This window comes from Kitasatospora sp. NPDC093806, assembly GCF_040683335.1.
Taxonomy (GTDB): Bacteria; Actinomycetota; Actinomycetes; order Streptomycetales; family Streptomycetaceae; genus Kitasatospora.
The window spans coordinates 38,769-64,452 of record NZ_JBFBDO010000018.1; the positions used below are offsets into that span (position 1 = coordinate 38,769).

21 protein-coding genes are annotated in these 25,684 nt (G+C 74.0%); 2 read left to right on the forward strand and 19 right to left on the reverse strand.

Annotation, left to right across the window (positions count from 1 at the left end; genetic code table 11):
• Window positions 1-53: 53 nt before the first annotated feature.
• The 7 genes from rplS to proS all read right to left on the reverse strand — a co-directional run bounded on the left by rplS (window position 54) and on the right by proS (window position 5,805).
• Window positions 54-404 carry a 50S ribosomal protein L19 gene (rplS, locus tag AB0N76_RS12295; protein ID WP_030306736.1) on the reverse strand — a complete coding sequence of 117 codons (351 nt, stop codon included), beginning with the start codon at window positions 402-404 and terminating at the stop codon, window positions 54-56.
• A gap of 154 nt (window positions 405-558) precedes the next feature.
• Window positions 559-1,377 (reverse strand): tRNA (guanosine(37)-N1)-methyltransferase TrmD, encoded by an 819-nt coding sequence (gene trmD, locus AB0N76_RS12300; RefSeq protein WP_363556106.1) that lies wholly within the window; start codon window positions 1,375-1,377, stop codon window positions 559-561.
• Between the two features lie 152 nt (window positions 1,378-1,529).
• Entirely contained in the window at window positions 1,530-2,099 is a 570-nt protein-coding gene (gene rimM / locus AB0N76_RS12305) for a ribosome maturation factor RimM (protein WP_363556010.1), read from the reverse strand.
• A 150-nt stretch (window positions 2,100-2,249) separates the two neighbouring features.
• Window positions 2,250-2,489 (reverse strand): RNA-binding protein, encoded by a 240-nt coding sequence (locus AB0N76_RS12310; protein WP_030306741.1) that lies wholly within the window; start codon window positions 2,487-2,489, stop codon window positions 2,250-2,252.
• Between the two features lie 2 nt (window positions 2,490-2,491).
• Window positions 2,492-2,920: a 30S ribosomal protein S16 gene (rpsP, locus tag AB0N76_RS12315; protein ID WP_363556012.1), complete on the reverse strand. Its 429-nt coding sequence runs from the start codon at window positions 2,918-2,920 to the stop codon at window positions 2,492-2,494.
• A 444-nt stretch (window positions 2,921-3,364) separates the two neighbouring features.
• Window positions 3,365-3,943 (reverse strand): hypothetical protein, encoded by a 579-nt coding sequence (locus tag AB0N76_RS12320; protein WP_363556014.1) that lies wholly within the window; start codon window positions 3,941-3,943, stop codon window positions 3,365-3,367.
• A 449-nt stretch (window positions 3,944-4,392) separates the two neighbouring features.
• Window positions 4,393-5,805, reverse strand: coding sequence for a proline--tRNA ligase (proS, locus tag AB0N76_RS12325; protein WP_363556016.1), 1,413 nt, complete (start codon window positions 5,803-5,805; stop codon window positions 4,393-4,395).
• A 265-nt stretch (window positions 5,806-6,070) separates the two neighbouring features.
• On the opposite strand from proS, the gene AB0N76_RS12330 reads away from it, so the two are divergent.
• On the forward strand, window positions 6,071-6,925 hold the full coding sequence (locus tag AB0N76_RS12330) for a methyltransferase domain-containing protein (protein ID WP_363556018.1): 855 nt from the start codon (window positions 6,071-6,073) through the stop codon (window positions 6,923-6,925).
• Window positions 6,926-7,116: 191 nt separating this feature from the next.
• On the opposite strand, the gene ftsH is transcribed toward AB0N76_RS12330, so the two are convergent.
• The 7 genes from ftsH to AB0N76_RS12365 all read right to left on the reverse strand — a co-directional run bounded on the left by ftsH (window position 7,117) and on the right by AB0N76_RS12365 (window position 17,696).
• Entirely contained in the window at window positions 7,117-9,036 is a 1,920-nt protein-coding gene (gene ftsH, locus AB0N76_RS12335) for an ATP-dependent zinc metalloprotease FtsH (protein WP_363556020.1), read from the reverse strand.
• Window positions 9,037-9,143: 107 nt separating this feature from the next.
• On the reverse strand, window positions 9,144-9,683 hold the full coding sequence (locus AB0N76_RS12340; RefSeq protein ID WP_363556022.1) for a GNAT family protein: 540 nt from the start codon (window positions 9,681-9,683) through the stop codon (window positions 9,144-9,146).
• 146 nt (window positions 9,684-9,829) lie between these two features.
• The gene (ffh, locus tag AB0N76_RS12345; protein WP_363556024.1) at window positions 9,830-11,395 is read right to left on the reverse strand and encodes a signal recognition particle protein; all 1,566 of its coding nucleotides are present in this window, start codon (window positions 11,393-11,395) and stop codon (window positions 9,830-9,832) included.
• A gap of 155 nt (window positions 11,396-11,550) precedes the next feature.
• Entirely contained in the window at window positions 11,551-14,019 is a 2,469-nt protein-coding gene (locus AB0N76_RS12350; RefSeq protein WP_363556026.1) for a [protein-PII] uridylyltransferase, read from the reverse strand.
• Between the two features lie 164 nt (window positions 14,020-14,183).
• Entirely contained in the window at window positions 14,184-14,522 is a 339-nt protein-coding gene (locus tag AB0N76_RS12355) for a P-II family nitrogen regulator (protein WP_363556028.1), read from the reverse strand.
• Window positions 14,519-15,937, reverse strand: coding sequence for an ammonium transporter (locus tag AB0N76_RS12360; protein ID WP_363556030.1), 1,419 nt, complete (start codon window positions 15,935-15,937; stop codon window positions 14,519-14,521). The genes AB0N76_RS12355 and AB0N76_RS12360 overlap by 4 nt, the downstream gene beginning before the upstream one ends.
• Window positions 15,938-16,241: 304 nt before the next feature.
• Window positions 16,242-17,696, reverse strand: coding sequence for a hypothetical protein (locus AB0N76_RS12365; protein ID WP_363556032.1), 1,455 nt, complete (start codon window positions 17,694-17,696; stop codon window positions 16,242-16,244).
• A gap of 582 nt (window positions 17,697-18,278) precedes the next feature.
• On the opposite strand from AB0N76_RS12365, the gene AB0N76_RS12370 reads away from it, so the two are divergent.
• Window positions 18,279-18,959 carry a bifunctional DNA primase/polymerase gene (locus AB0N76_RS12370; RefSeq protein ID WP_363556034.1) on the forward strand — a complete coding sequence of 227 codons (681 nt, stop codon included), beginning with the start codon at window positions 18,279-18,281 and terminating at the stop codon, window positions 18,957-18,959.
• A gap of 102 nt (window positions 18,960-19,061) precedes the next feature.
• Here the strand turns inward: AB0N76_RS12370 and ftsY are convergent, their stop codons facing one another.
• From ftsY to AB0N76_RS12395, 5 genes are all read right to left on the reverse strand, one after another.
• Window positions 19,062-20,282: a signal recognition particle-docking protein FtsY gene (ftsY, locus tag AB0N76_RS12375; RefSeq protein ID WP_363556036.1), complete on the reverse strand. Its 1,221-nt coding sequence runs from the start codon at window positions 20,280-20,282 to the stop codon at window positions 19,062-19,064.
• A gap of 55 nt (window positions 20,283-20,337) precedes the next feature.
• Window positions 20,338-23,904: a chromosome segregation protein SMC gene (gene smc / locus AB0N76_RS12380; RefSeq protein WP_363556038.1), complete on the reverse strand. Its 3,567-nt coding sequence runs from the start codon at window positions 23,902-23,904 to the stop codon at window positions 20,338-20,340.
• A 209-nt stretch (window positions 23,905-24,113) separates the two neighbouring features.
• Complete coding sequence (locus tag AB0N76_RS12385) at window positions 24,114-24,317, reverse strand: hypothetical protein (RefSeq protein WP_363556040.1); 204 nt, start codon at window positions 24,315-24,317, stop codon at window positions 24,114-24,116.
• A 422-nt stretch (window positions 24,318-24,739) separates the two neighbouring features.
• Window positions 24,740-25,039 carry an acylphosphatase gene (locus AB0N76_RS12390; RefSeq protein WP_363556042.1) on the reverse strand — a complete coding sequence of 100 codons (300 nt, stop codon included), beginning with the start codon at window positions 25,037-25,039 and terminating at the stop codon, window positions 24,740-24,742.
• A 35-nt stretch (window positions 25,040-25,074) separates the two neighbouring features.
• Window positions 25,075-25,608, reverse strand: coding sequence for a helix-turn-helix domain-containing protein (locus tag AB0N76_RS12395; RefSeq protein ID WP_363556044.1), 534 nt, complete (start codon window positions 25,606-25,608; stop codon window positions 25,075-25,077).
• Window positions 25,609-25,684 lie beyond the last annotated feature (76 nt).

The window sequence follows — 25,684 nt, forward strand, 5'->3', positions numbered from 1 at the left end:
AGCCCGGCCCCCCAGAGCGATCCGATCCCCCGGCGATGCCGGGGGCCGGTGGATCAGCGGTCGCGCTTCTCCTTGATCTTCGCGGCCTTGCCGCGGAGGTCACGCAGGTAGTACAGCTTGGCGCGGCGAACCGCACCGCGGGTCACGACCTCGATCTTCTCGACGACCGGGGTGTGCACCGGGAAGGTGCGCTCGACACCGACGTTGAAGCTGACCTTGCGAACGGTGAAGGTCTCACCGATGCCGGCGCCGTGGCGGCGGATGACGACGCCCTGGAAGACCTGGACACGGGAGCGGTTGCCCTCGATGACCCGGACGTGCACCTTCAGGGTGTCACCGGCGCGGAAGGCCGGAATGTCGCTACGCAGCGAAGCCGCGTCGACAGCAGCGAGCTTGTTGCTCATGTTGCTCTCCATCGCGGGCGCCACGGGCCGCCCACGGAAGTTCGTGAGAATGGGGATTGCCGCGGGCCGCATCGGCTTCTGGCGATCCCCCCGTGGCGAGGGCGCCGAACCACGTGACCCCTACGGGAGGAGTCCAGCGACAGACAGCAGCGGCCTATTCTTCCACACCATCGGCCGCGGACCGAAATCGGCCGAGCCCCTCGTCCCAGGCCAGGCCGAGCACGCTGAGCGCCGCGCGGTCCTTCTTGTCGAAGTCCGCGTGCCGCCAGCGGCCGACCAGGTCCGGCCGGTTGGCCAGGGTGCGGGCGAAGGCCTGCTCGCGCCGCCAGCGGGCGATCCGGCCGTGGTTGCCGCTCAGCAGCACGTCCGGCACCACGCGGCCGCGCCACTCGGCGGGCTTGGTGTAGACCGGGCCCTCCAGCAGGTCGGCCATCGCGCCGGGCGCGAAGGAGTCGTCCCGGTGGGACTCGGCGTTGCCGAGCACCCCCGGCAGCAGCCGGGCGATCGCCTCGACCATGACCAGCACCGCGACCTCGCCGCCGGCCAGCACGTAGTCGCCGATCGACGCCTCGACCACCGGCATCCGGGTGGCCGCTTCCTCGATCACCCGGCGGTCGATGCCCTCGTACCGGGCCGGGGTGAAGGCCAGCCACGGGCGGCCGGCCAGCTCCTGCGCGAGCTCCTGGGTGAACGGGCGGCCGCTGGGGGTGGGCACGACCAGGGTCGGCACCTCCCCCGCCGGGCCCCGGCCGATCACCGTGTCCAGGGCCTCGCCCCACGGCTCGGGCTTCATCACCATGCCGGGGCCGCCACCGTACGGGCTGTCGTCCACGGTCCGGTGCACGTCGTGCGTCCAGTCGCGCAGGTCGTGGACGTGCACGTCGAGCTGGCCGCGGGCGCGGGCCTTGCCGACCAGCGAGATGTTCAGCGGCTCCAGGTACTCGGGGAAGATCGAGACGACGTCGATCCGCATCCCGCTCTGCACCGCCCCACCCGTCGCGGCGGAGTCACGCGTCGTGGCGGAGTCACCCGTCGCGGCGGACTCACCCGTTTCGGTGTGCTCGCCCGCTTCGGTGAGCTCGCCCGGCTCCTGCGCGGCCGGGTCCCGCATCGGCTCCTGGGAGGTCACTCGGCCTCCTCCGCCGACTCGTCGTCCGCCGACTCGTCGCGGAGCACCTCGGCCTGCTCCGGGTCGATCAGACCGGGCGGCGGGTCGATCACGGCGCGCTGGTTCTCCAGGTCGATGGTCGGCACGATCCGGGTCACGAACGGGACCAGCACCTCGGTGCCGTCCGGCTTCTTCACGGTGAGCAGGTCCTGGTAGGGCAGGTGGAGCACCTCGGTGAGCTCGCCGACCGGGGTGCCGTCGAGCAGCACCACGTCCAGGCCGATCAGCTGGTGGTCGTAGTACTCCTCCGGGTCGTCCGGACGCTCCTCCGGGTCGACCTCGGCGATCAGGATGGTGCCGCGCAGCGCCTCGGCGGCGTTGCGGTCCTTGACGCCGGCGAACCGCAGCAGCAGCCGCCCGCTGTGCACCTTGCCGGACTCGACGGTCAGCGGGCCGACCGAGGCCGGGTCGGTGAGCAGGACGGCACCGGGGCCGAGCCGGAGCTCGGGCTCGTCGGTGCGGACCTCGACGCTGACGTCCCCCCTGATGCCGTGGGCGCGGCCGATCTTGCCGACGACGAGCTGCACGGTGATCGTTCTCCTGGATGGGTCTGGATGTGTGCTGTGGAGCGGGCCCTCGCCCGTGGGGCGGCCCTCGCCGGGTGAACGGCGAAGGCCGGCCGGGACGACATGCGTCCCGACCGGCCTCAAGCCCTGACGGCTGAACGAGCAGCAGCGTCAGCGAATGCTGTCCACGTCGACCAGGTCGACCCGGACGTTGCGACCGCCGAGGGCACCGACCACGGTGCGCAGTGCGCGCGCCGTGCGGCCGCCCCGGCCGATCACCTTGCCGAGGTCATCGGGGTGCACACGCACCTCGATGGTGTTGCCCCGACGCAGGTTGCGCGAACGCACCTGCACCTCGTCGGGGTGCTCGACGATGCCCTTCACCAGGTGGTCGAGGGCGTCCTCGATCACGCTCAGGCCTCGACGGCGGCGTCGGCCTCGGCCTCGGCCTTGTCCGACTTCTTGGCCTTCGGGGTGATGGCGACACCGGTGGTGGCGTCCTCGAAGCCGGCGACGGCCTTCGCGAACAGGTGCGAGAAGTCCTCGACCTTGGGCTCGGCGACCTTCAGCGGCGCCGGGGCCGGCAGGCCCTTGAACTTCTGCCAGTCGCCGGTCAGCTTCAGGATGGCGAGGACCGGCTCGGTCGGCTGGGCGCCGACGGACAGCCAGTACTGGGCGCGGTCGCTGTCGACCTCGATCTTCGAGGGGTTGTAGGTCGGCTGGTAGATGCCGATCTCCTCGATCGCGCGACCGTCACGCTTGGTGCGGGCGTCGGCGACGACGATGCGGTAGTGCGGGGAGCGAATCTTGCCGAGACGCTTCAGCTTGATCTTGACTGCCACGGGAGTGGATTCTCCTGGTGTTGACGTGGGTGAGCAGCCCTGCCATCGCGTGGGGTTGCGGAGGCGGGCCGTTCAAGGGACACGCCAGCCGTAGGAGAGAGGGGTCCTGCTCGGCTGCCGAGTACTCAGCTGTCCATTCTGCCATACCGGCGCAGACCGCCTCGCACCAGCTCCTCCGGGCGACCCCCCGACCCGGCCCCGGCACGGCCCCTGGCGCGACCCTGGCACGGGCCCCAGCACACCCCCCGGCACGCCCCCGGAAACAGGTCGACCGGGAGCCCCCGCTCCCGGTCAGCCCAACTCGTGCACCTCCACGGTGCGCACATCACTGGCGGATCAGCCGGTCGATCCGATCACTCCGGCCGGGCACGCCGCCCGCACGGCCTCCGGCCGGTCCCCCGGGTTCCCCGAGCCGCCCTGCGACGACTCCCCCGGGGTACGCGATCAAGCGATCTTGAACGGCTGCTGGCAGGCGCCGCAGACGATGGACGCCTGGGCGAGCACCGACGGAACGACCCGGACGTTGCGCCCGCAGCCGCAGACCGCCTTGACCCGGACGCCGCCCCCGGAGGAGCCGTGCCGGGCGGCCGGGCCGCGGAACGTGCGCGTGGCACCCTCGCCGGCCACCGCCTCCTGGTGCGCGCCGAGGGCGCGGTCCAGGCGTTCGATGGTCTCGGAGTACCGCTCCCGGGTCTCCTTGAGCATGGTCACCTGGGAGAAGCCGCTGCTGGCGTGCGGCTCGACCGGGTGCGCCAGGCCCAGCTCGGAGGCCAGGAGGAGGAAACGCCGGTTGTGGTAGCGGCCGGCCCGCGAGGTGTCCCGGATGTCCCGGGCCGCGGCCAGACCATGGGCAGCCTCGTGGAGGAGCCGCTCGAAACCGAGCCGGGTGCCACAGGCCGAGGAGGACTCGCCGATCAGCGCCTCGGGCGAGGCGAGGTCGGGGAGGTCCTGGTGATGGGCCTGGATGTCACTCCAGGCGGCGGCCAGTTCGGCCGCGAGAACGAGGGGCTGTGTCGTGCTCACGCTAGACCAACGATGGAGTAGGAGCCGATGTTCCGCGTGTTCCCGTTCCCCGGGAATTCCCAGGAAACTCTCAGGAATGTACGAGCGCGCGCGAAATGCGCGTTCCGGATCTGACGCAAGACCAACCCCCTGCAGGTTTGGGCCCGCCGACCACGACGGACCTCGTCAATTCCGTCCGGGGGACGGGCTGTCGCCCCCAGGACGTACGGCCCGGGGTCCTGCCGAGTTGACAGGGCCACGGGCCGTACACCGTACCGCTATTCCGTTAATACCGGCAGTTGACCGACCAGTAGCGATGCCGACATGTGAGACATGCGCGGAACAACGCCGGTCATCGGACGCTCGGAATTCACGTCAGACATGTCGACAACCATCAGAACGTGTCAGGAGCTATCGCTTTACGACAGGACCCGACAGGGCCCGTCAGGTCCGCCGACCCCGACGATCCGTCAGTAGGCACGCGCGACGAGCGCGACGTTGCCCTCCTGGTCGTCCGTCTGCGGCACCGAACCGTCGGCGGCCACGATGCAGCGCACCGAGACGCTCTGCTCGGCCAGCTTGGCCTCGCCCTCCGGGCCCAGCTCGGCCCAGGAGATCCGGCCCCAGCCGGTGGCGGCGGCCTCGACGGCCTCGTCGATGGTCTTCACGTCGACCGTGCGGGCCTCGCGGCGCTCGCGCGACTCGCGCAGCAGCTGGGCCTGGTCCTCCTCGAGGACGCCCGGCAGGAGCTCCGCCAGGGAGTCGATCGAGACCGGCTCCTTGCCGCCGGGGATCCGGCGGGCCAGCATCGCGGTGCCGTTCTCCAGGTCGCGCGGGCCGACCTCGATCCGCACCGGAACGCCCTTGAGCTCCCAGTCGACCGCGCGGCGGCCGAACGGGGTGTCGGTGCGGTCGTCGACGACCACGCGGATGCCGGCGGCCTCCAGGCGGGCGCCGATCTCACGGACCTTGGCGATCACCGCGTCGTCGCCCTTGATGGCGAGGACGACGGCCTGGACGGCGGCCAGCCGCGGCGGGACGCGCAGGCCGTTGTCGTCGCCGTGGGACATGATCAGGCCGCCGACCATGCGGGTCGAGACGCCCCAGGAGGTCTGCCAGACGTGCTCGCGCTCGGCGCCCTGCAGCTGGTAGGTGGTGTTGAACGCCTTGGCGAAGTTCTGGCCCAGCTCGTGGCTGGTGCCCATCTGCAGCGCCTTCCCGTCGCGCATCATGCCCTCCAGGGTGAGGGTGTTGATGGCGCCGGCGAAGCGCTCCTTGGCGGTCTTGCGGCCGAGCACGACGTCGATGCCGAGCACGTTGGTCATGAAGTCGCCGTAGACCTGGGTGTGGATCATCGAGGCGTAGTCGCGGGCGTCCTCGTAGGTGGCGTGGGCCGTGTGGCCCTCCTGCCAGAGGAACTCGGTGGTGCGCAGGAAGACGCGCGGGCGCAGCTCCCAGCGGACCACGTTGGCCCACTGGTTGATCAGCAGCGGCAGGTCGCGGTGGCTCTGCACCCACTTCGAGAAGTACTCGTTGATGATCGTCTCGGAGGTGGGCCGGACGACGACCGGCTCCTCCAGCTGCTTGCCGCCGCCGTGCGTGACCACCGCGAGCTCGGGGGCGAAGCCCTCGACGTGCTCCGCCTCCTTGGTCAGGTAGGACTGCGGGATGAACATCGGGAAGTAGGCGTTCTGGGCACCGGCCTTCTTGATCCGGGCGTCCATCTCCTGCTGCATCCGCTCCCACAGGCCGTAGCCGTACGGTCGGATGACCATGGTGCCGCGCACCGGACCGTTGTCGGCCAGCTCGGCCTTGTTGATGAGGTCCTGGTACCAGCGCGGGAAGTCGTCCGCCTGGGGGGTGAGAACGGGTGCCTTAGCCATGGGGCGAATGGTACGGGGAGCGGGCCCCCGACTTCGAATCCGTTCGCCGTCCGGCCACTCCGGGGCGCACGCCCCCGACACGCGCGCACCACCCCGCACCCCTCTGGACGCCGCGCCCGAGCCGCTGTTCGCTGGAGTGGGGCGGGACTTTGGGGGAGCCGTAGCAGCACACCGAAGGACCGGATGGGAGGCCGCGATGGCTTCAGCTCGGATGACCGGCACGACCGGCACGACCGTACGACCACCAGACGCACCGGTGGGACGGGTGGATCGCACGGAGCAGGCGGGGCAGGCGGGGCGCACGGCGCCGGCCGGGCACCCGGAACGGGCGGGGCGCACCGCGCGGGCCTGGCCCGCGGAGCGGGCCGGACAGGCCGCCGCCCGGGCCCGGGACTGGGCGGAGATCCAGGAACGGATGCTGGTGCCGCTCTACGAGGCCGTCCACGACCGGCTGGAGGTCGGCCCGGCGACCAGCGTGCTGGGCCTGGGCTGCCGGTCCGGCCTGGCCTTGCTGCTGGCGGCCGGCCGGGGCGCGCAGGTCGCCGGGCTGGAGCCGGAGGGCGAGCTGCGCGAGCTGGCCCGGGGGCGCCGGCTGCGGGTCGGGGCCGGCCACCGTCCGGCGGCACCCCTCGCCCGCTCGGCCTATTCGCTGGTCACGGTTTTCGAGGGGTTGCCGGGGGCCGCCGACCCGCGCCGGACGGTGGCCGAGGCGGCCCGGCTGACGCTGCCCGGCGGGCACGTGGTGGTGGCCGCCTGGGGGCCGCGGGAGCGCTGCGAGAGCGCCGCCGTGCTGGACGTGGCCCGCCGGATGGCGCGGCGCAGCACGGCCCGCGACCCGTTCGAGCTGAGCCCGCCCGGCGCGCTGGAGGACCTGCTCGCCGGGACCGGCCTGCGCCCGGCGGGCGGCGGCCGGGTCGGCTGCCCGTTCGCCTACCCGGACCTGGACAGCGCGGTGCGCGGGCTGCTCTCCACCGGTCTGTACGACGCGGCGGCGGAGTTCTCCGGGCCGCCGCTGGTGGCGAAGGAGCTGGAGGAGGCGCTGCAGCCGTACCTGCGGCCGGACGGCACGGTGCGGATGGCGAACGTCTTCCGCTATCTGATCGCCGAACGCCCGCGCTGATCGGGTCCGGCCCCGGCCCGGCCGGAAGACGCCACGGCGCGGCCACGGCGCGGGGCGTGCGCCGATCGAGCGCACGCCCCGCTCTCCCGCTCCCCGTCCCCGGGCCGAGCGCCCCTGCCCCCAGCCGGACGCCCCGGCCGAGCGCCCCGGCCGCCGACTCCAGCTCCGAGTCCCGGCCCAGCGCCCCCCGCTCAGGCCTGGTCGAGCGACTTCCGGGGCACCCCGGCCGCCCGGTAGGCCTCCTCCTCGTCCAGCGTCTCCGCCTCCAGCAGCGCCGCCGCCAGCGCGTCCAGCCGGGCCCGCTGCTCGGTCAGCAGCCGGACCGCCTCGTCGTAGCACTCGGCGACGATCCGGCGGGCCTCCTCGTCCACCGCGTCCAGCGTGGTCGGCGCGGCGGAGAGCCCGTACGCACCCTGCGGGTCGGACGGGACGGCGGTGAGCCGGCCGACCCGCTCGCTCATGCCCCACCGGCCGGCCATGCCGCGGGCGATGTTGGTGACCTGCTCCAGGTCGCTCTCCGCCCCGGTGGTGATGACCCCGTAGACCACCTGCTCGGCGGCCATCCCGCCGAGCGCGCCGATGATCCGGCCGCGCAGGTAGGGCTCGGTGTAGGAGTACCGGTCGGCGTCCGGGGTGGAGAGGGTGACGCCGAGGGCGCGGCCGCGCGGCACGATGGTGATCTTGCGGACCGGGTCCGCGCCCGGCTGGAGCATGCCGAGCAGGGCGTGCCCGCTCTCGTGGTACGCCGTCCGCTCCCGTTCCTCCTGCGGCATCACCAGCGGCCGGACGGCGCCCAGCTGGACCTTCTCCAGCGCGTCGGAGAGGTCGCGCTCGTTGACCGCGTCCTGGCGCCGCTTGACCGCCAGCAGGGCGGCCTCGTTGACCAGGTTGGCCAGTTCGGCGCCGGTCATGCCGGGGGTGACCTTGGCGAGCTGGTGGAGGTCGGTGTCCCCGGCCAGCGGGACGCTCCGGGTGTGGATGCGCAGGATGGCGGCGCGGCCGTCGCGGTCCGGCGGGCTGACGGTGATCCGCCGGTCGAACCGGCCGGGGCGCAGCAGGGCCGGGTCGAGCACGTCGGCCCGGTTGGTGGCGGCGATGACGATGACGCCCTCGGAGCCGGTGAAGCCGTCCATCTCGGTGAGGATCTGGTTGAGCGTCTGCTCGCGCTCGTCGTGGCCGCCCATGCCGCCGCCGCTGCCGCGCTGGCGGCCGATGGTGTCGATCTCGTCGATGAAGATGATCGCCGGGGCGACCTTGCGGGCCTCGGCGAACAGTTCGCGGACCCGGCTGGCGCCGACGCCGACGATCATCTCGATGAACTCGGAGGCGGAGGCGGAGAAGAACGGCACGTCCGCCTCGCCCGCGACGGCCCGGGCGAGCAGGGTCTTGCCGGTGCCGGGCGGGCCGCTGAGCAGTACGCCGCGCGGCATCTTGGCGCCGAGCCGGCGGTACTGCTGCGGGTTCTTCAGGAAGTCGACCACCTCGGTCAGTTCCGCCTCGACCTCGTCGATGCCGGCCACGTCGGCGAAGGTGGTGCGCTTGCCGGCGTCGGCGCTGACCGGCTTGGGCGGGGCCTTGCGGCCGAGCGCGCCGCCGCCGAGGCCGCCGGCCATCCGGCGGGCGAGCAGCACCCAGACCAGGATCAGCAGCAGCATCGGGGCCAGCGAGATGAGCAGGTTGGCGAGGAAGCTGCGCTGCTGGACGACGGGTTCGGCGGTGACCTCGACGCCCTGCTGCTGGAGGGTGGTCCAGAGGTTGTCGCCGGCGAAGACCGGCCGCTGGGTGTCGAACTCGGTGTAGCTGCCCTTGCCGCCGTCCGGTTTGGGCTCGGCGTTCTTGAGGGTGCCCTCGATCGAGTCGCCCTTGGAGTAGATCTTGGTGATGTTGCCCTTGTTCAGCTGGTTGTTGAACTCGGTGTAGGAGATCGTGGTGGCGCCGCCGGGGCCGAAGAAGGACAGCAGCAGGTCGCTGATCAGGAACACCACCAGGGCGGTGAGGACGAGACCCATCCAGCCGCCGGGCATCTTGCGGCGCGGGGGCGGCGGGGGTGGGGCGCCCTCGGAGCGCCACGGCTGGTCGGGGGTCTGGCGCGGCGGCACGGGATCAGTCACCCATCGGACAATACGGACATCCGCTCGGGTCCTTCAACCGCAACGCCGCCCCACCCGGCCACCCAGGTCACACCGCGGCCCGCTCGTCGCTCCCCGCCGGCCCCGGTCTAGCCCCGGTCGTCCGCGGCGGCCGAGCCGGGCCACTCCTCGGCGGTCAGCGCGAACCGCTCGTGGTCCCGCCAGGCCCCCTGCATGAACAGCATCCGCGGCGCGAACCCCTCGTGCCGGAAGCCCAGCCGCTTGGCCAGCGCGACCGACCGCGAGTTGTCCGGCTGGACGTTGATCTCCACCCGGTGCAGGCCGAGCCCGCCCGCCGTCTGCGGGGCGAAGCACCGGTCCAGCACCAGCCGCAGGCCCTCGGTCATCCGGCCGGTGCCGGCGAACGGCAGGTAGGAGTCGTAGCCGAACGCGCCGTTGCAGAACCGGCCCATCACGATGTTGGCCACGTTCACCTTGCCGACCAGCCCGCCGGTCTCCAGGTCGAAGATCAGGAAGGTCCGCAGGCCCGGCCCCTGCCGCTCCAGCAGGTCCGGCAGGGCGTCCGGCTCGACCGGGTTCCACCGTCCGATGTGCTCGGCGGACCGCCGCACCGCCGCGGCGTAGGCCACCTCGTCCCCCGCCCGCGGGGGCCTGATCATCACTCGCATCGGACCATCATCGGGCATGCGAACGGCCCGTCGCCCGGTGTTGCCGGACGAACGGGCCGTTCACGCGGACCGCTCCGGGACCCGCGAACGGGACCCGGCGACGGGCCCCGGCAGCGGGCCCCGGTCACGGGTCCTGCGGCGGGTTCCTACAGCAGGTCCTTGAATTCCTTGGGCAGCTCGAAGTCGGCCGGGCCCTTGCCCGCGCCGAGGCCGAACGCGCCACCCTCGGCGGGCGCCTGGCCGGCGCCGGGGCCGAGCGCGCGGCGCTCGGCGGCCGCGGCCTCCTCCTGCGCCCGCTTCAGCGGGTTGCCGCTCTTGCGCTTGCCCTTGGCGACCGGGGCCTTCTTAGCGCTCTTCTTGCCGCCGCCACCCATGCCCGGGATGCCCGGCATGCCGGGGATGCCCTTGCCGGAGGCCATCGCGGACATCATCTTGCGGGCCTCGAAGAACCGCTCGACCAGGTTGTTGACCTCGCCGACCTGGACGCCCGAACCCTTGGCGATGCGGGCGCGGCGCGAGCCGTTGATGATCTTCGGGTCGGTCCGCTCGGCCGGGGTCATCGACTTGATGATGGCGCCGACCCGGTCGACGTCCTTGTCGTCGATGTTGTTGATCTGCTCGCGGATCTGGCCCATGCCGGGCAGCATGCCGAGCAGCTTGGAGATCGAGCCCATCTTCCGGACCTGCTCCAGCTGGGCCAGGAAGTCGTCGAGGGTGAAGTCCTTGCCGCCGCCCTGCAGCTTGGAGGCGATCTTCTCGGCCTCGGCCTGCGAGAAGGTCTGCTCGGCCTTCTCGATCAGCGAGAGGACGTCACCCATGCCCAGGATGCGCGAGGCCATCCGGTCCGGGTGGAAGGCGTCGAAGTCGTCGACCTTCTCGCCGTTGGAGGCGAACATGATCTGCCGGCCGGTGACGTGCGCGACCGAGAGCGCGGCACCGCCGCGGGCGTCGCCGTCGAGCTTGGACAGCACCACACCGGTGAAGTCGACGCCGTCGAGGAAGGCCTGCGCGGTGGTGACCGCGTCCTGGCCGATCATCGCGTCGACGACGAACAGGACCTCGTCCGGCTCGACCGCGGCGCGGATGTCGGCGGCCTGCTGCATCAGCTCGGCGTCGATGCCGAGGCGACCGGCGGTGTCGACGATGACGATGTCGTACTGCTTCTGCTTGGCGTACTCGATCGAGTCCCGGGCCACCTGGACCGGGTCGCCGACGCCGTTGCCCGGCTGCGGGCCGTAGAACGCGACACCGGCGCGGTCGGCGACGACCTGCAGCTGGTTGACGGCGTTCGGGCGCTGGAGGTCGCAGGCGACCAGCAGCGGGGTGTGCTTCTGCTTCTTCAGCCAGTGGCCGAGCTTGCCCGCGAGGGTGGTCTTACCGGCACCCTGGAGACCGGCGAGCATGATCACCGTCGGGCCGTTCTTGGCGAACCGGACCCGGCGGGTCTCGCCACCGAGGATGGCGATGAGCTCCTCGTTGACGATCTTGATGATCTGCTGCGCCGGGTTCAGCGCGCCGGAGACCTCGACGCCGAGCGCCCGCTCCTTGACCTGCTTGATGAAGGCCCGGACGACCGGCAGCGCGACGTCCGCCTCCAGCAGCGCGATGCGGATCTCGCGGGCGGTGGCGTCGATGTCCGCCTCACTGAGGCGGCCCTTGCCCCGGAGGTTCTTGAACGTCGCTGCGAGGCGATCGGAAAGGGTGTCGAACACGTCGTCGCGGGTCCTCTACGGCATCGGTATCGGTACGGTCGTCGCCCCCAAGGGTATCCGGCCGCCCCGGGAGCGGTCTCCACCCCGGTCGACGGGGGCCGTGACGGGGGCCGTGACCGCGGCCGCGACCGCGCCGGGAGGGCCGGGAGACCCGGTCAGCACAGCGCCGCCCGGACCGCCGCCGCCACCTCCCCGGCCCGCTGCGCGGTCAGCGGCCGGCCCGCCGGATCGGTCAGGTAGAAGGCGTCGACGGCGTCCGCGCCGAGCGTGGAGACGTGCGCGGTCCGCACCCGCACCCCGGCCCCGTCCAGCGCCCGGCCGATCCGGTGCAGCAGCCCGGGGGCGTCGTGCGCGCGCACCTCCAGGACGGTCGCGCTCGCCGAGGCCACCGGCGGCGCCACCGCGACCACCGGCGGCGGGGTCGGGATGCCGCGCCGCCGCGGGGCCGCCGCGTCCCGCTCGGCCAGCCGGCGCGCGACGTCCAGGGTGCCGTCCAGCGCCCGGCGCAGGTCGGCCCGGAGCCGGGCCGCCTCCGGCAGCTCGCCGAACTCGGCGGCCACCGTCCAGGACAGCAGCAGCACCGGTCCGGCGCCGATCGGGTCCAGCTCGCGCAGCCCCGCCGAGCGGACCGTCAGCCGGTGCAGCGCGAGCACCCCGGCGACGGTGCCGAGCAGCCCGGGCCGGTCCGGGACGGCCAGCAGCAGCCGCACCCCCATCGGCTCGGTGCCGGACGCGTCCACCTCGGCCTGGGCCAGCAGCGAGAGCGCCGGCCCACCGGTCCGGGCCGCCTCCACGGCGAGCCGCTCCTGCTCGGCGGTCGGCTCGGCCTCCGCCGGCTGCGAGTACCCCCGGCCGAAGGCCGGAGACGGATCGGCCCCGGTCAGCCGGGCGGCGGCCCGCGCGGCCAGGCCGTCCACCAGCGAGGCCCGCCAGCGGCTCCACGCGGCCGGGCCGGTGGCCAGCGCGTCGGCCTCGGTCAGCGCGTGCAGCAGCTCCAGCCGGGACGGCGTGGCGACCACCTTGGTGACCGCCTCCACGGTGGCCGGGTCGTCCGGGTCCCGCCGGGTCGCGGTGTCCACCAGGGTCAGGTGGTGGCGGACCAGCACCGCGAGGGTCTCCACCGACTCCGGGTCGAAGCCCATCCGGGCGGCCACGTCGCGGACGATCACCTCGCCCGCCTCGCTGTGGTCGCCGGGCCAGCCCTTGCCGATGTCGTGCAGCAGCGCGGCGACCAGCAGCAGGTCGGGCCGGGCCACCCGGCGGGTCATCGCGGCGGCCCGCACCGCCGTCTCCACCAGGTGCCGGTCCACCGTCCAGCGGTGCACCGCGTTGCGCTGCGGCCGGCAGCGGACCCGCTCCCAGTCCGGCAGCAGCCGGGTGATCAGCCCCTCCGCCTCCAGCGCCTCCCAGACCGGCAGACAGGCCTCGCCCGCGCCGAGCAGGGTGACCAGCTGCTCGCGCGCCTCGTCCGGCCAGGGCACCGGCAGCGGGCGGCACTCGGCGGCCAGCCGGCGCACCGTCGCGTACGAGACGGTCAGCCCGTTCTGCGCGGCGGCGGCCGCGGCGCGCAGCGGCAGCACCGGGTCGGCGGCCGGCCGGGCGCCCTGCGCGAGCACCGCCTCGCCGTCCTGCTCGACCACGCCCTCGGCCAGCGGACGGCGCTCCACCGCGCCCCGGGCCACCGCGCCCGCGCCCCGCCCGGCGCCGCCGAACGGGCCCGCGAACGGGAAGCCGCGCCGGTGCGGACGCCGGCCCCGGACCGAGCGGGCGGCCAGCACCCGGTCCACCGCCCGCCAGGTGACGTCGGAGGCGTAGCCGACGGTCCGGGCCGCCTCGTAGACCTGGCGCAGCAGGGTGTCCGCGTCCAGCACGCCGAGCCGCTCGGCGACCTGGTCCTGGTCCTGCAGGCTGAGCCGCTCGGTGGCCCGGCCGGTGACCAGGTGCAGGGCGTCGCGGACGTCGGCCAGTCGGAGCGCGGCGGCGTCCAGGCCGTCCCGGGGGGCGTCGGCCAGCCAGGTCGCGGCGATCGCGTTGAGGGTGACCACGTCCCGCAGTCCGCCGCGGGCCTCCTTGAGGTCGGGCTCCAGCAGGAAGGACAGCTCGCCGTGCCGCTCGGCCCGCTCCCGGCCGAGCTCGCGCAGCTCGGGCAGCCGCCGCGGGGCGCTCGCCCGCCAGTCGGCGAGGACGGCGGAGCGCAGCGCTGCGGTGAGCGCCGGGTCGCCGGCCACGTGCCGGGCGTCCAGCAGGCCGAGCTGCGCCTTGAGGTCGGCGGCGGCGACCGACCGGGCCTCGGCCGGGGTGCGGACGGAGTGGTCGAGCGAGACGCCGGCGTCCCAGAGCGGGTACCAGAGGCGCTCGGGCAGCGCGGGGTCGAGCGGGCCCTCGTGCAGCAGCAGCACGTCGAGGTCGCTGCGCGGGGAGAGTTCGCCGCGCCCGTAGCCGCCGACCGCGACCAGGGCGACGCCGGCCGGGGCGCCGGCCCCGGCGAGCAGGGCGGCCAGCCAGTCGTCGGTGCGCGCGGACAGTTCGGTGCGGCGGGCCCGGCCGCCGGGGCCGGGGGCGGCCAGCAGCCGGGCCCGGGCGGCGGCGGGGCCGTCGAGGGAGTCGTCGGTGTCGGTGGCCATACGGAGTCCCCGTCCGTGATCGTGCGGGTCGTGCGGGTCATGCGGGTCGCGCCGGTGGTACGGGTCGCGCGGGTCGTGCCGGTGGTGCCCGTCGCGCCGGTGGTGCCGGTACGCCGTCGGCGGACCCGCGGACCGTGGGGTGGTCGCGGGCCCGCCGGAGGGGCCTAGAGGGCGTCGGGACCGCGTTCGCCGGTCCGGACCCGGACGGCGGTGTCGACCGGGATCGCCCACACCTTGCCGTCGCCGATCTTGCCGGTGCGGGCCGCCGTGACCAGCACCTCGATCAACTGCTCGGCGTCCTCGTCCTCGACCAGGACCTCGACTCTGACCTTGGGCACCAGGTCCACGGTGTACTCCGCGCCCCGGTAGACCTCGGTGTGGCCGCGCTGCCGGCCGTAGCCGCTGGCCTCGGAGACGGTCAGCCCGTGCACGCCGAAGGCCTGCAGGGCGGCCTTCACCTCGTCCAGGCGGTAGGGCTTGATCACGGCGGTGACGAGCTTCATCGGGCGTCCACCTCGGTCTTCTCGGTGCTCTTCGGGGCCGCGGCGGGTGCGGCGGGTGCGGCGACGGGTGCGGCGACGGCAGTGGCGGGGGCGGCGGCCGGGGTGACCGGGACGGCGGCGGGAGCGGGAGCGGAGGCGGCGACCGTGCTCCGGCCCAGGCCCGCGCCCAGGGCGCTGAAGTCGTACGCGGACTCGGCGTGCTCGGCCTGGTCGATGCCGGCCACCTCGACCTCCTCGGCGACCCGGAACCCGATGGTCTTGTCGATCGCCTTGGCCAGCACCCAGGAGAGCACGAAGGAATAGGCGCCGACGACCGCCACGCCCATCGCCTGCTTGCCCAGCTGCTCCAGGCCGCCGCCGTAGAACAGGCCCTTGGCGGTCTGGCCGACGGTCCCGGTGGCGAACAGGCCGACCAGCAGCGAGCCGATCGCCCCGCCCACCGCGTGCACACCGACCACGTCGAGCGAGTCGTCGAAGCCGAAGCGGTACTTGAGGCTGATCGCGGCCGCGCAGGCGGCGCCGGCGATCAGGCCGATCGCCACCGCGCCGAGCGGGGAGACCGAGCCGCAGGCCGGGGTGATGGCGACCAGGCCGGCCACCGCGCCGGAGGCGGCGCCCAGCGTGGTGAACGCGCCGTGCCGCAGCTTCTCGTAGACCAGCCAGCCGACCAGCGCGGCCGCCGTGGCGACCTGGGTGTTGACCAGGGCCATCGCCGCGACGCCGTTGGCGGCCAGCGCCGAACCGGCGTTGAAGCCGAACCAGCCGAACCAGAGCAGCCCGGAGCCGAGCATCACCAGCGGCAGCGAGTGCGGGCGCATCGGGTCCTTCTTGAAGCCGATCCGCTTGCCGAGCACCAGGCAGAGCGCCAGGCCCGCGACACCGGCGTTGATGTGGACGGCGGTCCCGCCGGCGAAGTCGATCACGCCGTTGCGGTCGCCGAGCCAGCCGCCGTTGCCGCCGTCGAAGAAGAACACCCAGTGCGCGACCGGGAAGTAGACGACGGTCACCCAGAGCGCCACGAACAGGCCCCAGGCGGCGAACCGCGCCCGGTCCGCGATCGCCCCGCTGATCAGCGCCGGGGTGATGATCGCGAACATCAGCTGGAAGGCGGAGAACGCGGTCACCGGGATGGTCCCGGCGAGGTCGGTGACGCCGATGCCGCGCATCCCGAGGAAGTCCAGGTTGCCGATCAGACCGGCGCCCGCGTCGGGGCCGAAGCTCAGCGAGTACCCGTAGAGGACCCAGAGGACGCTGACGATGCCGAGCGAGAGGAAGCTCATCGCCAGCATGTTGAGCGTGCTCTTGGCCCGGACCATGCCCCCGTAGAAGAAGGCCAGCCCCGGGGTCATCACCATGACCAGGGCCGCACTGATGAGTACGAACGCGGTGTCGCCCGCGCTGAAGCCGTCCGGCATCGGCGTCTCCTCTGAGTGGGAGCCGATCCGCACCCGGGGTTCCTGTCCCGTGCACCCGGGGGGTCGGCGTTGAAGAGGAGCGTGCCGAAGGCTGGTTTCGGCCGATGCGGCCGGTTGTTTCGCGGCCGTGACGAGGGCGACGGCCGGGTTACGCCCGCGTGAACCACGGCCACGTCGCGGCGCCGGAGGGGTTACCGTACGGCCGCGCCGCACGGGGCGTGCCGGAAACGGCACCGACCGTGCCGGCGGCGGCCGGCACGGTCGGCGAGTCCGGAGCGGGTCGAGTCCGGAAGGGACGAGGGGCTCAGACCACCGAGACGTACTCGGGGATGTCCTGCACCACCCGCTCCTTGAGCCGGTTGACCGCGTCCACGCCCTGGAAGCGGGCCGAGGCCGCCTCGGTGGTCTTGCGGACCCGGGAGTTGAGCCGCTCCGAGCGGACCTTGGTGGCGATGTCCACCGCCTGCTCGGCGAAGACCGCCGCCTGCTCCGGCTCCCGCTGCAGCAGGTGCACGCTGGCCATGCCGATCAGGTTGAAGGCGTAGGAGCGGACGTGGTCGCCGTCCTGCCGGAACAGGTCGACGGCCCGCTCCATCACCGGGGCGGACATCGAGGCGTACAGCTCCGCGTTGTCCGAGTGGTAGGCGAGGTCGCGGAAGGAGTGCGCGTTCTCCGCGTTCAGCTCGGCCGGCGAGAAGAACTTCAGCCAGTCCGGGTCGCCGTCGCCCTCGCGGATGTCGGTGAAGGTGTCCTCGGCCAGCCGGACCGCCCGGGCGCAGCGGTTCACCTCGCCGATGGTGGCGTACGCGCGCGCCTCCATCGCGAACAGCAGCGACTGCTGGCGCGGGGTGGCGGTGTCACGGCTGCCGTACTGGGCCAGGTGGATCAGCTCCAGCGCGTCCTCGCCGCGGTTGAGGTGGATCATCTGGCGGCTCATGTCGGTCAGGATCAGCGCGCCGAACGGGCGGTCCCCGGCCTCCTTGGCGGCGTGCAGCGCCAGCACGTAGTACTTCTGCGCGCTGGGGTGCATGCCGACGTCGTAGGACATCCAGCCGGCCAGGTGGGCCAGCTCGGCGGTGAGCCGGAACAGCCGCCGGGTGGTCTGCTCGGGGTAGGTCTCCTGGAGCAGGTCGGTGACCTCGTGCAGCTGGCCGACCACGGCCTTGCGGCGCAGCCCGCCGCCATTCTGCGCGTCCCACTGCCGGAACATGACGGTGGTCTGCTCCAGCAGTTCCAGCTCGGGCTCGGAGAGCCGGCCGGTGAACGGCTCGCCGCCGTTGGCCGCGGTCAGGATCGGGGTGGGCGTCCCGGTCGGGCCGGGGGTGAGCCAGCGCTGCATCGGCTCGATCAGCGCGGCGCCGGCGGTCAGGGCGAGCGAGGTGCCCAGGAAGCCGCGCCGGTTGAGCATGAGGTCGCTGCGCGAGTAGTCGCTGATCAGCTGGACGGTCTGCGGGGCGCTCCACGGCAGGTCGACGCCGCCGCCGACGGTGGAGACCGGGATGGCGGCGCGCAGGCCGAGGTCCTCGATGGAGACGACCGAGCCGAACCGCTCCGAGAACAGCTCCGACATGATCTTCGGGATCGGCTCGCGCGGCTGCTCGCCGTCGAGCCAGCGGCGCACCCGCGAGGTGTCGGTGGACACGTGGTGGGCGCCGATCTGGCGGGCCCGGCGGTTGACCTGACGCGCCAACTCGCCCTTGGACCAGCCGCTGCGGGCGAACCACGTGGTCAGCTTCTCGTTGGGTTGCTTCTCTGCCATGGGAACGTCCCCATCCCGCCCGGCCCTTGCGGGGCCCCGATCGTGACCGCCCGACGGTTGCGGGCTCTTGCCAGACGTGCCGTGTCGAACCGCGGCGCTGCCGTCGCGGACGAACCGTCGGCTCCCCAACTCCCGGCTCCCCAGGGCCCGGAGCGGACTCCCCGACGAGGTCCGTGTGCTGAAAGTAACGCCCCGCCTACCGCCCCGGGGAGCGGCCCTGGCGAAACGCCACCTTTCGCCACCCCCAGGAGTGAACCGAACCAAGTCGGCGCACGGTTCACTGGGAAGTCCCGACGGTCCGGGCATATGCGGGCCGCCAAGTCCCCAGCGACACCCGGCTCTTCACGGCAAGGCGCCGCCGCCACAAGCGAGTTTGCCGCTCGCACCGATCGACGCCCGTCCCGCGCACCCGACGATCCGGCATCGGCACCGGCCACCACAAGGCGGCGCCCGAGGCGCACCAGCGCAACTGGCGCGCGCCGCGCGCTGCGCGCCGCCACCGCACAACGCACCACGCAACGGACAATCAACACAAAGTCACCGTGCCGTAACCATCGGCAACGAGAACCTGTTGGGGGAGGCATGGACAACCTGTTCGGCGAACTTCGACTGGGGGGCCTGCGGCTGGCACCGCTGGGCGCGCGCCGCCGCACCCGCGCCACCGCGAGCCAGGCGGCCGCGGAGTACACCGGCCGGTGGGGCTGGGCCGTCGTGGTCGGCGAGCCCGCCCGCGCCACCACCGCCCCGGACCGCTGCCACTGCGCCACCCCGCGCTGCGCCGCCCCCGGACTGCACCCCGTCCCCGGCGGCACGCCGGCCGCCCGCCCCGGCCCGGACGTCTCGGTGCTGTTCCCCACCGGCCGCGCCTTCGACGTCCTGGACGTCCCCGAGGCGGCCGGCCTGCAGGCGCTGGTCCGGCTGGAGCGGATGGGCACCCAGGTCGGCCCGGTGCTGGCCGCCCCCACCGGCCGGTTGCAGTTCCTGGTCGCGCCCGGCACCGCCCGCCGGCTGCCGGACCTGCTCTACCGGATGGGCTGGGACGACGCCGCGCTCGACCTCACCTGCCACGGCGAGGGCAGCTTCGTCGCCGCGCCGCCCACCGTGCTGGCCGGCCTCGGCCCGGTCCGCTGGCTGCGCCGGCCCACCCGGGACAACGCCGGCTGCCCGCCCGAGGCCCGGCTGCTGCTCGGCACCCTCGCCTACGCCTGCCACCGCGGCCGCGAGCGCACCGCCGCCGCCGAACCGGCCTGGCTGGCCTCGTAGCGCACGCGCCGGGCAGCGCCACCGCCGAGCAGCGCCCCCGGGCACGCCGAAGGGCCCGCCCCACAGGAGCGGACCCTTCATCGGTGCACCGGGGCCCGGCGCTCAGTCCCCGATCAGCGCGTCCACGAACGCGCCCGGCTCGAACGGCGCCAGGTCGTCGGCGCCCTCGCCGAGCCCGATCAGCTTGACCGGGACGCCCAGCTCGCGCTGGACCGCGACCACGATGCCGCCCTTGGCGGTGCCGTCCAGCTTGGTCAGCACGATGCCGGTGATGTCGACCACCTCGGCGAAGACCCGGGCCTGGATCAGCCCGTTCTGACCGGTGGTGGCGTCCAGCACCAGCAGCACCTCGTCCACCGGGCCGTGCTTCTCGACGACCCGCTTGACCTTGCCCAGCTCGTCCATCAGGCCGGTCTTGGTGTGCAGCCGGCCGGCGGTGTCCACCAGCACGGTGTCCGCGCCCTCGGCGATGCCCTCCTTGACCGCGTCGAACGCGATCGAGGCCGGGTCGCCGCCCTCGGGCCCGCGCACGGTGCGCGCGCCGACCCGCTCGCCCCAGGTCTGCAGCTGGTCGGCGGCGGCGGCGCGGAAGGTGTCGGCCGCGCCGAGCACCACCTTGCGGCCGTCGGCGACCAGGACCCGGGCCAGCTTGCCGGTGGTGGTGGTCTTGCCGACGCCGTTGACGCCGACGACCAGGACCACCGCCGGGCCCTCCTCGTGCTTGGTGGAGTGGACGGTGCGGTCGGAGTCCGTGCCGATCAGCTCGATCAGCTCCTCGCGGAGCAGACCGCGCAGCTCGTCCGGGGTGCGGGTGCCGAGCACCTTCACCCGGGTGCGCAGCCGCTCGACCAGCTCCTGGGTGGGAGCCACGCCGACGTCGGCGGTCAGCAGGGTCTCCTCGATCTCCTCCCAGGTGTCCTCGTCGAGGTGCTCGCGGGAGAGCAGGGCGAGCAGGCCCTTCCCGAGCGAGTTCTGCGAGCGGGAGAGCCGCGAGCGCAGCCGGACCAGGCGGCCGGCGGTGGGCTCGGGAACCTCCAGGACGGGGGCTTCCTCGACCGCCTCGACGACCTCGGCCGGCGCGGGAGCGGCCTCGGCCTCCGGGGCGGTGGGGAGCTGCACCTCCTCGACGGTGCGGCGCGGCTCCTCGGTCGGCGGCGCGGCCTCCTCGCCGACGGCGGGCTCGCGCGGGGTCGGGGGCGCCGTGATGACCGGCGCCTGCGACTTCGGGGGCAGTTGCTGGCGTCGTCTGCCGGAAACGACGAGTCCGGCGATCGCGCCGACGGCGACCACCGCGATGACTACGGCAAGAATCACGTATTCCATAACCCGTCCAGTATCCGTGACCCCGGCCCGGACGGACCGCAGGCGGGCGAAACGATCAGCCCCGGCGCTCGCGGTGTTCGTCGCGCAGCCGCTGGCTGATCACCTGGGAGATGCCGTCGCCCTTCATGGTCACCCCGTAGAGGGCGTCGGCGGACTCCATGGTCAGCTTCTGGTGGGTGATCACGATCAGCTGGGAGCTCTCCCGCAGCTCCTCCATGATCCCGATCAGCCGGCGCAGGTTGGTCTCGTCCAGCGCCGCCTCCACCTCGTCCATGACGTAGAACGGGCTGGGCCGGGCCTTGAAGATGGCGACCAGCAGCGCCACCGCGGTCAGCGAGCGCTCACCGCCGGAGAGCAGCGAGAGCCGCTTGACCTTCTTGCCCGGCGGGCGGGCCTCCACCTCGACGCCGGTGGTCAGCATGGAGTCCGGGTCGGTGAGCACCAGCCGCCCCTCGCCGCCGGGGAAGAGCCGGGCGAAGACGCCCTCGAACTGGGCGGCGGTGTCGTGGTACGCGGCGGTGAACAGCTGCTCGACCCGCTGGTCGACGTCCTTGACGATGTCGAGCAGGTCGCGCCGGCCGCGCTTGAGGTCGTCGAGCTGCTCGCCGAGGAAGCGGTGCCGCTCCTCCAGCGCGGCGAACTCCTCCAGCGCCAGCGGGTTGACCTTGCCCAGCTGCTGGTACGCCTTCTCGGCCGCGCGCAGCCGCTTCTCCTGCTCGGCCCGGACGTACGGGTACGGCTCGCCCGGCTCCTGCCCCTCCTCGGGCGTCGCCGGCGGGACCGGCCGGTCCGGCCCGTACGAGGCCAGCAGCTCGCCGCCCTCGATGCCGAACTCCTCCAGCGCGCGGCTCTCCAGCTGCTCGATCCGCAGCCGCTTCTCGGCCCGCAGCACCTCGTCCCGGTGGCCGGCGTCGACCAGCTTGTCCAGCTCCTCCTTGAGCGCCCGCCCCTGCTCGCGGTGGTCCCTGAGCTCCGTCTCGCGCGCCGTGCGCGCCTGCTCGACGGCGGCCCGCCCGGCGTCCGCGCGGGCCAGCGACACCTCCAGGCAGGCGAGCAGCTGCCGGGCGCCCGCGGCGACGGCGGTCGCCACCGCGGCGTCGTGCTCGGCGCGGCGGCGGCGCTCGGCGGCCCGGGCGCGCGCCTCGCGTTCGGCGCGGGCGGCCCGGTCCAGCTGGTCGGCCCGGCCGGACAGGGCGCGGACCCGCTCCTCGTGGGTGCGCACGGCGAGCCGGGACTCCAGCTCGGTCTGCCGGGCGGCGGTGGCGGCCGCGGCCAGCCGCTGCTGTTCGGCGGCGTCCGGCTCGTCCTCCCCGTCGGCGGCGCCCTCCTCGGCGGTGGCGAGCCGTTCGGCCAGTTCCCCCGCGGTGGCGAGCAGCCGGGCCAGTCCGTCCTCGGCGCGGGCAGCCGCGGCGGTCAGCCGTTCGGCCTCGCCGGCGGCGGCCCGGGACTGCCCGCCGAGCCGGCCGAGGGTGCCGGCGACCTCGGCCCGTTCGCGTTCCAGCTGCCGCCGCCGGGTGGCGAGTTGTTCGAGCTCGGCGGCCGCCTCCCGGCGCTGTTCGGTGAGTTCGGCCAGCCGTTCGGCCGATTCGGCGCAGCGGTCGCCGAGTTCGGCGAGCGCCCGGGCGGTCTCGTCCACCGCGGCCTGGGTCTCCAGCAGGCTGGGCGCGCCGCCGGAGCCACCGTGGGCGGAGCCGGCGTCGAACCGGTCGCCGTCGGCGGTGACGGCGGTCAGCGCGGGGTGCGCGGCGACCAGCCGGACGGCGTCGTCGAGCGTGTCCACCACCGCGATCCCGGCCAGCAGCCGGTCGACGGCGGGCCGCAACCCGGCCGGGGCGTCCACCAGTTCGGCGGCCCAGCGGGCGCCGGCCGGCAACTCCCCGGCGGGGCGGTCCGGTTCGGGGGCGCCGGCGATCAGCAGGGCGGCCCGGCCGGCGTCCTCCTTGCGGAGCAGCCGCAGCGCCTCGGCGGCGGCGCCGGGCGAGTCGACCGCCACCGCGTCCGCGACCGCGCCGAACGCGGCCGCGAGGGCGGTCTCCTGGCCGGGGGCGGTCCGCAGCAGCGCGGCGGCCGGACCGAGCAGCCCGGTCAGCCGGTCGCCGGCGGAGAGCAGCGCGCCGCTGCCGTCCTTGCGGCGCAGGCCGAGCGCCAGCGCCTCGTGCCGCGCGGTCAGCGCGGCCCGCTCGCGCTCGGCGGCGCCGGCGCTCTCGCGGGCGGCGGCGAGTTCGCGGTCGACGGCGGCGAGCCGGTCCCGGGCGGTGTCGTGCGCGGTGTCGGCCCGTTCGCCGTGCTCGGCGCCGACGTCGACCCGGGCCTTCAGCTCCTCGTACTCCTGCCGGGCGGCCCCGGCGCGCAGCAGCGCCTCGTCCCGGGCCTCGGCGAGCCGGCCGGTCTCGGCCTCGGCGGCCGCCGCCTCGGAGCGGGCGGCGGCGGCCCGTCCCTGGAGCCTGGCCAGGCCCTCGCGGCGGTCGGCGATCGCCCGGGCGGCGTCCTTGAGCCGCCGTTCCTCGGCGGCGAGGGCGCGCTCCAGCCCGCTCCTGGTCTCGACGGCCTCGTCGAGCGCGTCCTGGGCCTGTTCCAGGGCCTCGGTCAGCGCGGCCTCCTCCTCGCGGACCCGTTCGGCCTCGCGGGCCAGCTCCTCCGGGTCCCGGCCGCGCCGCTCCTCGGTCTGCCCGCCGGCGGCCGCGTGCCGGACCCGGGCCTCGGCCAGTCCGATGGTGCCGCGGGTGCGCTCGGCCAGCGCGGAGAGCCGGTACCAGGTCTGCCGGGCCGCCTCCAGGCCCGGGCCGAGCTGCTGGACCTGGGCCTCCAGCACGGCCTCGCGCCGGATCGCCCGGCCCAGTTCCTGTTCGACGGTGGAGCGGCGCAGGCGCAGCGCCAGCTCGTCGGCGATCTCCGCCTCGACGGCCCGGCGCAGCGCGAGCAGGTCGTCGGCGAGCAGCCGGAGCCGGGCGTCGCGCAGGTCGGCCTGGATGCCGGCGGCGCGCCGGGCGATCCGGGCCTGCCGGCCGAGCGGGCCGAGCTGGCGGCGGAGTTCGGCGACCAGGTCCTGCGCCCGGTTGAGGTTGACCTGCATCGCGTCGAGCTTCCGCAGCGCCTTCTCCTTGCGCTTGCGGTGCTTGAGGACGCCGGCGGCCTCCTCGATGAAGGCGCGGCGGCCCATCGGGTCGGCGTGCAGGACGGAGTCGAGCTGGCCCTGGCCGACGATGACGTGCATCTCGCGGCCGATGCCGGAGTCGGAGAGCAGTTCCTGGATGTCGAGCAGCCGGCAGGTGTCGCCGTTGAGCGCGTACTCGCTGCCGCCGTTGCGGAACATCGTCCGGGTGATGGTCACCTCGGCGTACTCGATCGGCAGGGCGCCGTCGGAGTTGTCGATGGTGAGGCTGACCTCGGCGCGGCCGAGCGGGGCGCGGCCGCTGGTGCCGGCGAAGATGACGTCCTCCATCTTGCCGCCGCGCAGCGACTTGGCGCCCTGCTCCCCCATCACCCAGGACAGGGCGTCGACGACGTTGGACTTGCCGGAGCCGTTGGGGCCGACCACGCAGGTGATGCCGGGTTCGAACCGCAGGGTGGTGGCGGAGGCGAAGGACTTGAACCCGCGCAGCGTCAGACTCTTCAGGTGCACGCGCCGCTCTCCTCACACCTCGCCGGCCGGGGCTCCCGCCGCGACTTTACGCGGAAGGGGCGCGGACACGGCGACGCGGACACGACGAGACGGACACGACGAGACGCGGACACGACGAAGGGACGCCACGCGGGGCGTCCCTTGCAAGCTGCGTCCCTTATCGGGGCGGCTCAGTGCACAGCGGCGTCGATCGGGAGATCGGGCGGGACTCAGGTGAGAGCCGGCTCCCGCTGATCCAGATCGATGCTGCTGAGCAGCGAGTGCTCGTCAGCGACAGCGGTGAGAGCGTCGTTCTCAGCCTGCATCCGAATGAGCTCGGCTTCGAGATCCTGGACGCGCTGCTGCAGCCGTCGCATCTCGGAAAGCATTCGCGGGTCGGGGCCGCCGACGTACCCGAGAAGCGCCTTTGCCATGATGAATGGTCCTCCACGCTGAGTGACCGAACCGGAACGGTACAGGTCTAGGGGGAAGGGGGACGCACGCGCGGCGCGCACCGGCAGTGCTGGCTGGGCACTACGGCACAACCACCGTGAGCTGGACTCACGGGGGCATGCGCCTGCCGGGATAACGCGGTCGTGTGCGCGGGCTTCCAGCGTCTCACCAAAGACGGTACGGGTCAACACGATCACCGCACGCTACCGCGCCCCTGTCACCTGCCTGGCGGTGTCGTCACGCCGGGCGGCCGGGAGGGGGGTCCACCAGCTGCTCGTGGATCATCGTTCGATGCGGAGTCAACCACGAGTCTGCCCGGATGGCAACCGTACGACACCGTCGGTTGCCACTCGTTTTGGATCTGCGACGGTCCGCGGCCGCCGGTCCCGGTCCGGGCGGGGGCTCAGCGGATCTCGAAGGTCGCGTACCCGGCGCCGACCGCGGTCCAGATCTCGGTCACCCCGCTGACCCGCCCGGGCGTGTCCGCGCCCCTGAGCAGGGCGAGCAGCTGCTCGCAGTCGACGGCGAGGCCCTCGGCCACGACCTGCACCCGGCCGTCGCCCAGGTTGCTCGCGTAGCCGGTCAGACCGATCTCCAGCGCCCGCGCCCGGGTCCACCAGCGGAAGCCGACCTGCTGGACCTTGCCCCGCACCCAGGCGGTGACCCGGACCGGCTCGTCACTGTGGGCGTCGCGACCGTGCATGCCCCCGACCCTATCCGGCCCGGTGGCGGCCCGCGTCACGGCGCCGTCGGGCCCTCCGCCGCCCAGCCCGGGCTGCGGACCTCCGCCCGGAGGTCCCCGGCGCCCCCCGGCTCGCCGCAGGTCCGGCAGACCCAGGCCGGGTCGTACGGGTGCGGCGGGTGCCCGTCGGGGTGGTGCTCGAAGGCGACCGGCGGCTCCGGCAGCACCCAGCGGTCGCCCCAGGCAAGCAGGGCCTGGGTGAGCGGGGCGAGGTCGCGGCCGGCCTCGGTCAGGTGGTACTCGTGGCGCGGCGGCCGTTCGCTGTAGGCCCGCCGCTCGACCACCCCGGCCTCCTCCAGCGCGCGCAGCCGGGCGGTGAGCCGGTCGCGCGGCGCCCCGGTGTTCCGGGCGATCCGGTCGAACCGGTGGTTCCCGTAGAACAGCTCTCGCACCGCGAGCAGCGCCCACTTCTCCCCCACCACGTGCAGCGCGGCGGCGATCGAGCACGGCCGCCCCGGCAGGGCCGGCGGTGCGGCGATCGGTGCGGTGGTCGGTGCGGCGGGCGGACCGGAGGACGGCTGGGAGGTCACACCCGCCAGCCTCCCACACAGGGTTGCGTTCTCAAACCCAGGTGCCCCCGGCGGTCCGCTGACCGACGGGGGCACC

Coding starts and splice junctions, on each gene's coding strand:
- AB0N76_RS12350 (WP_363556026.1), bottom strand. CDS start 14,019: ATGGCCACCGACACCGACGACTCCCTCGACGGCCCCGCCGCCGCCCGG.
- rplS (WP_030306736.1), bottom strand. CDS start 404: ATGAGCAACAAGCTCGCTGCTGTCGACGCGGCTTCGCTGCGTAGCGAC.
- AB0N76_RS12390 (WP_363556042.1), bottom strand. CDS start 25,039: ATGCACGGTCGCGACGCCCACAGTGACGAGCCGGTCCGGGTCACCGCC.
- AB0N76_RS12360 (WP_363556030.1), bottom strand. CDS start 15,937: ATGCCGGACGGCTTCAGCGCGGGCGACACCGCGTTCGTACTCATCAGT.
- AB0N76_RS12385 (WP_363556040.1), bottom strand. CDS start 24,317: ATGGCAAAGGCGCTTCTCGGGTACGTCGGCGGCCCCGACCCGCGAATG.
- trmD (WP_363556106.1), bottom strand. CDS start 1,377: ATGCGGATCGACGTCGTCTCGATCTTCCCCGAGTACCTGGAGCCGCTG.
- AB0N76_RS12340 (WP_363556022.1), bottom strand. CDS start 9,683: ATGCGAGTGATGATCAGGCCCCCGCGGGCGGGGGACGAGGTGGCCTAC.
- AB0N76_RS12365 (WP_363556032.1), bottom strand. CDS start 17,696: ATGGCAGAGAAGCAACCCAACGAGAAGCTGACCACGTGGTTCGCCCGC.
- AB0N76_RS12355 (WP_363556028.1), bottom strand. CDS start 14,522: ATGAAGCTCGTCACCGCCGTGATCAAGCCCTACCGCCTGGACGAGGTG.
- AB0N76_RS12370 (WP_363556034.1), top strand. CDS start 18,279: ATGGACAACCTGTTCGGCGAACTTCGACTGGGGGGCCTGCGGCTGGCA.
- proS (WP_363556016.1), bottom strand. CDS start 5,805: ATGGCTAAGGCACCCGTTCTCACCCCCCAGGCGGACGACTTCCCGCGC.
- ftsY (WP_363556036.1), bottom strand. CDS start 20,282: ATGGAATACGTGATTCTTGCCGTAGTCATCGCGGTGGTCGCCGTCGGC.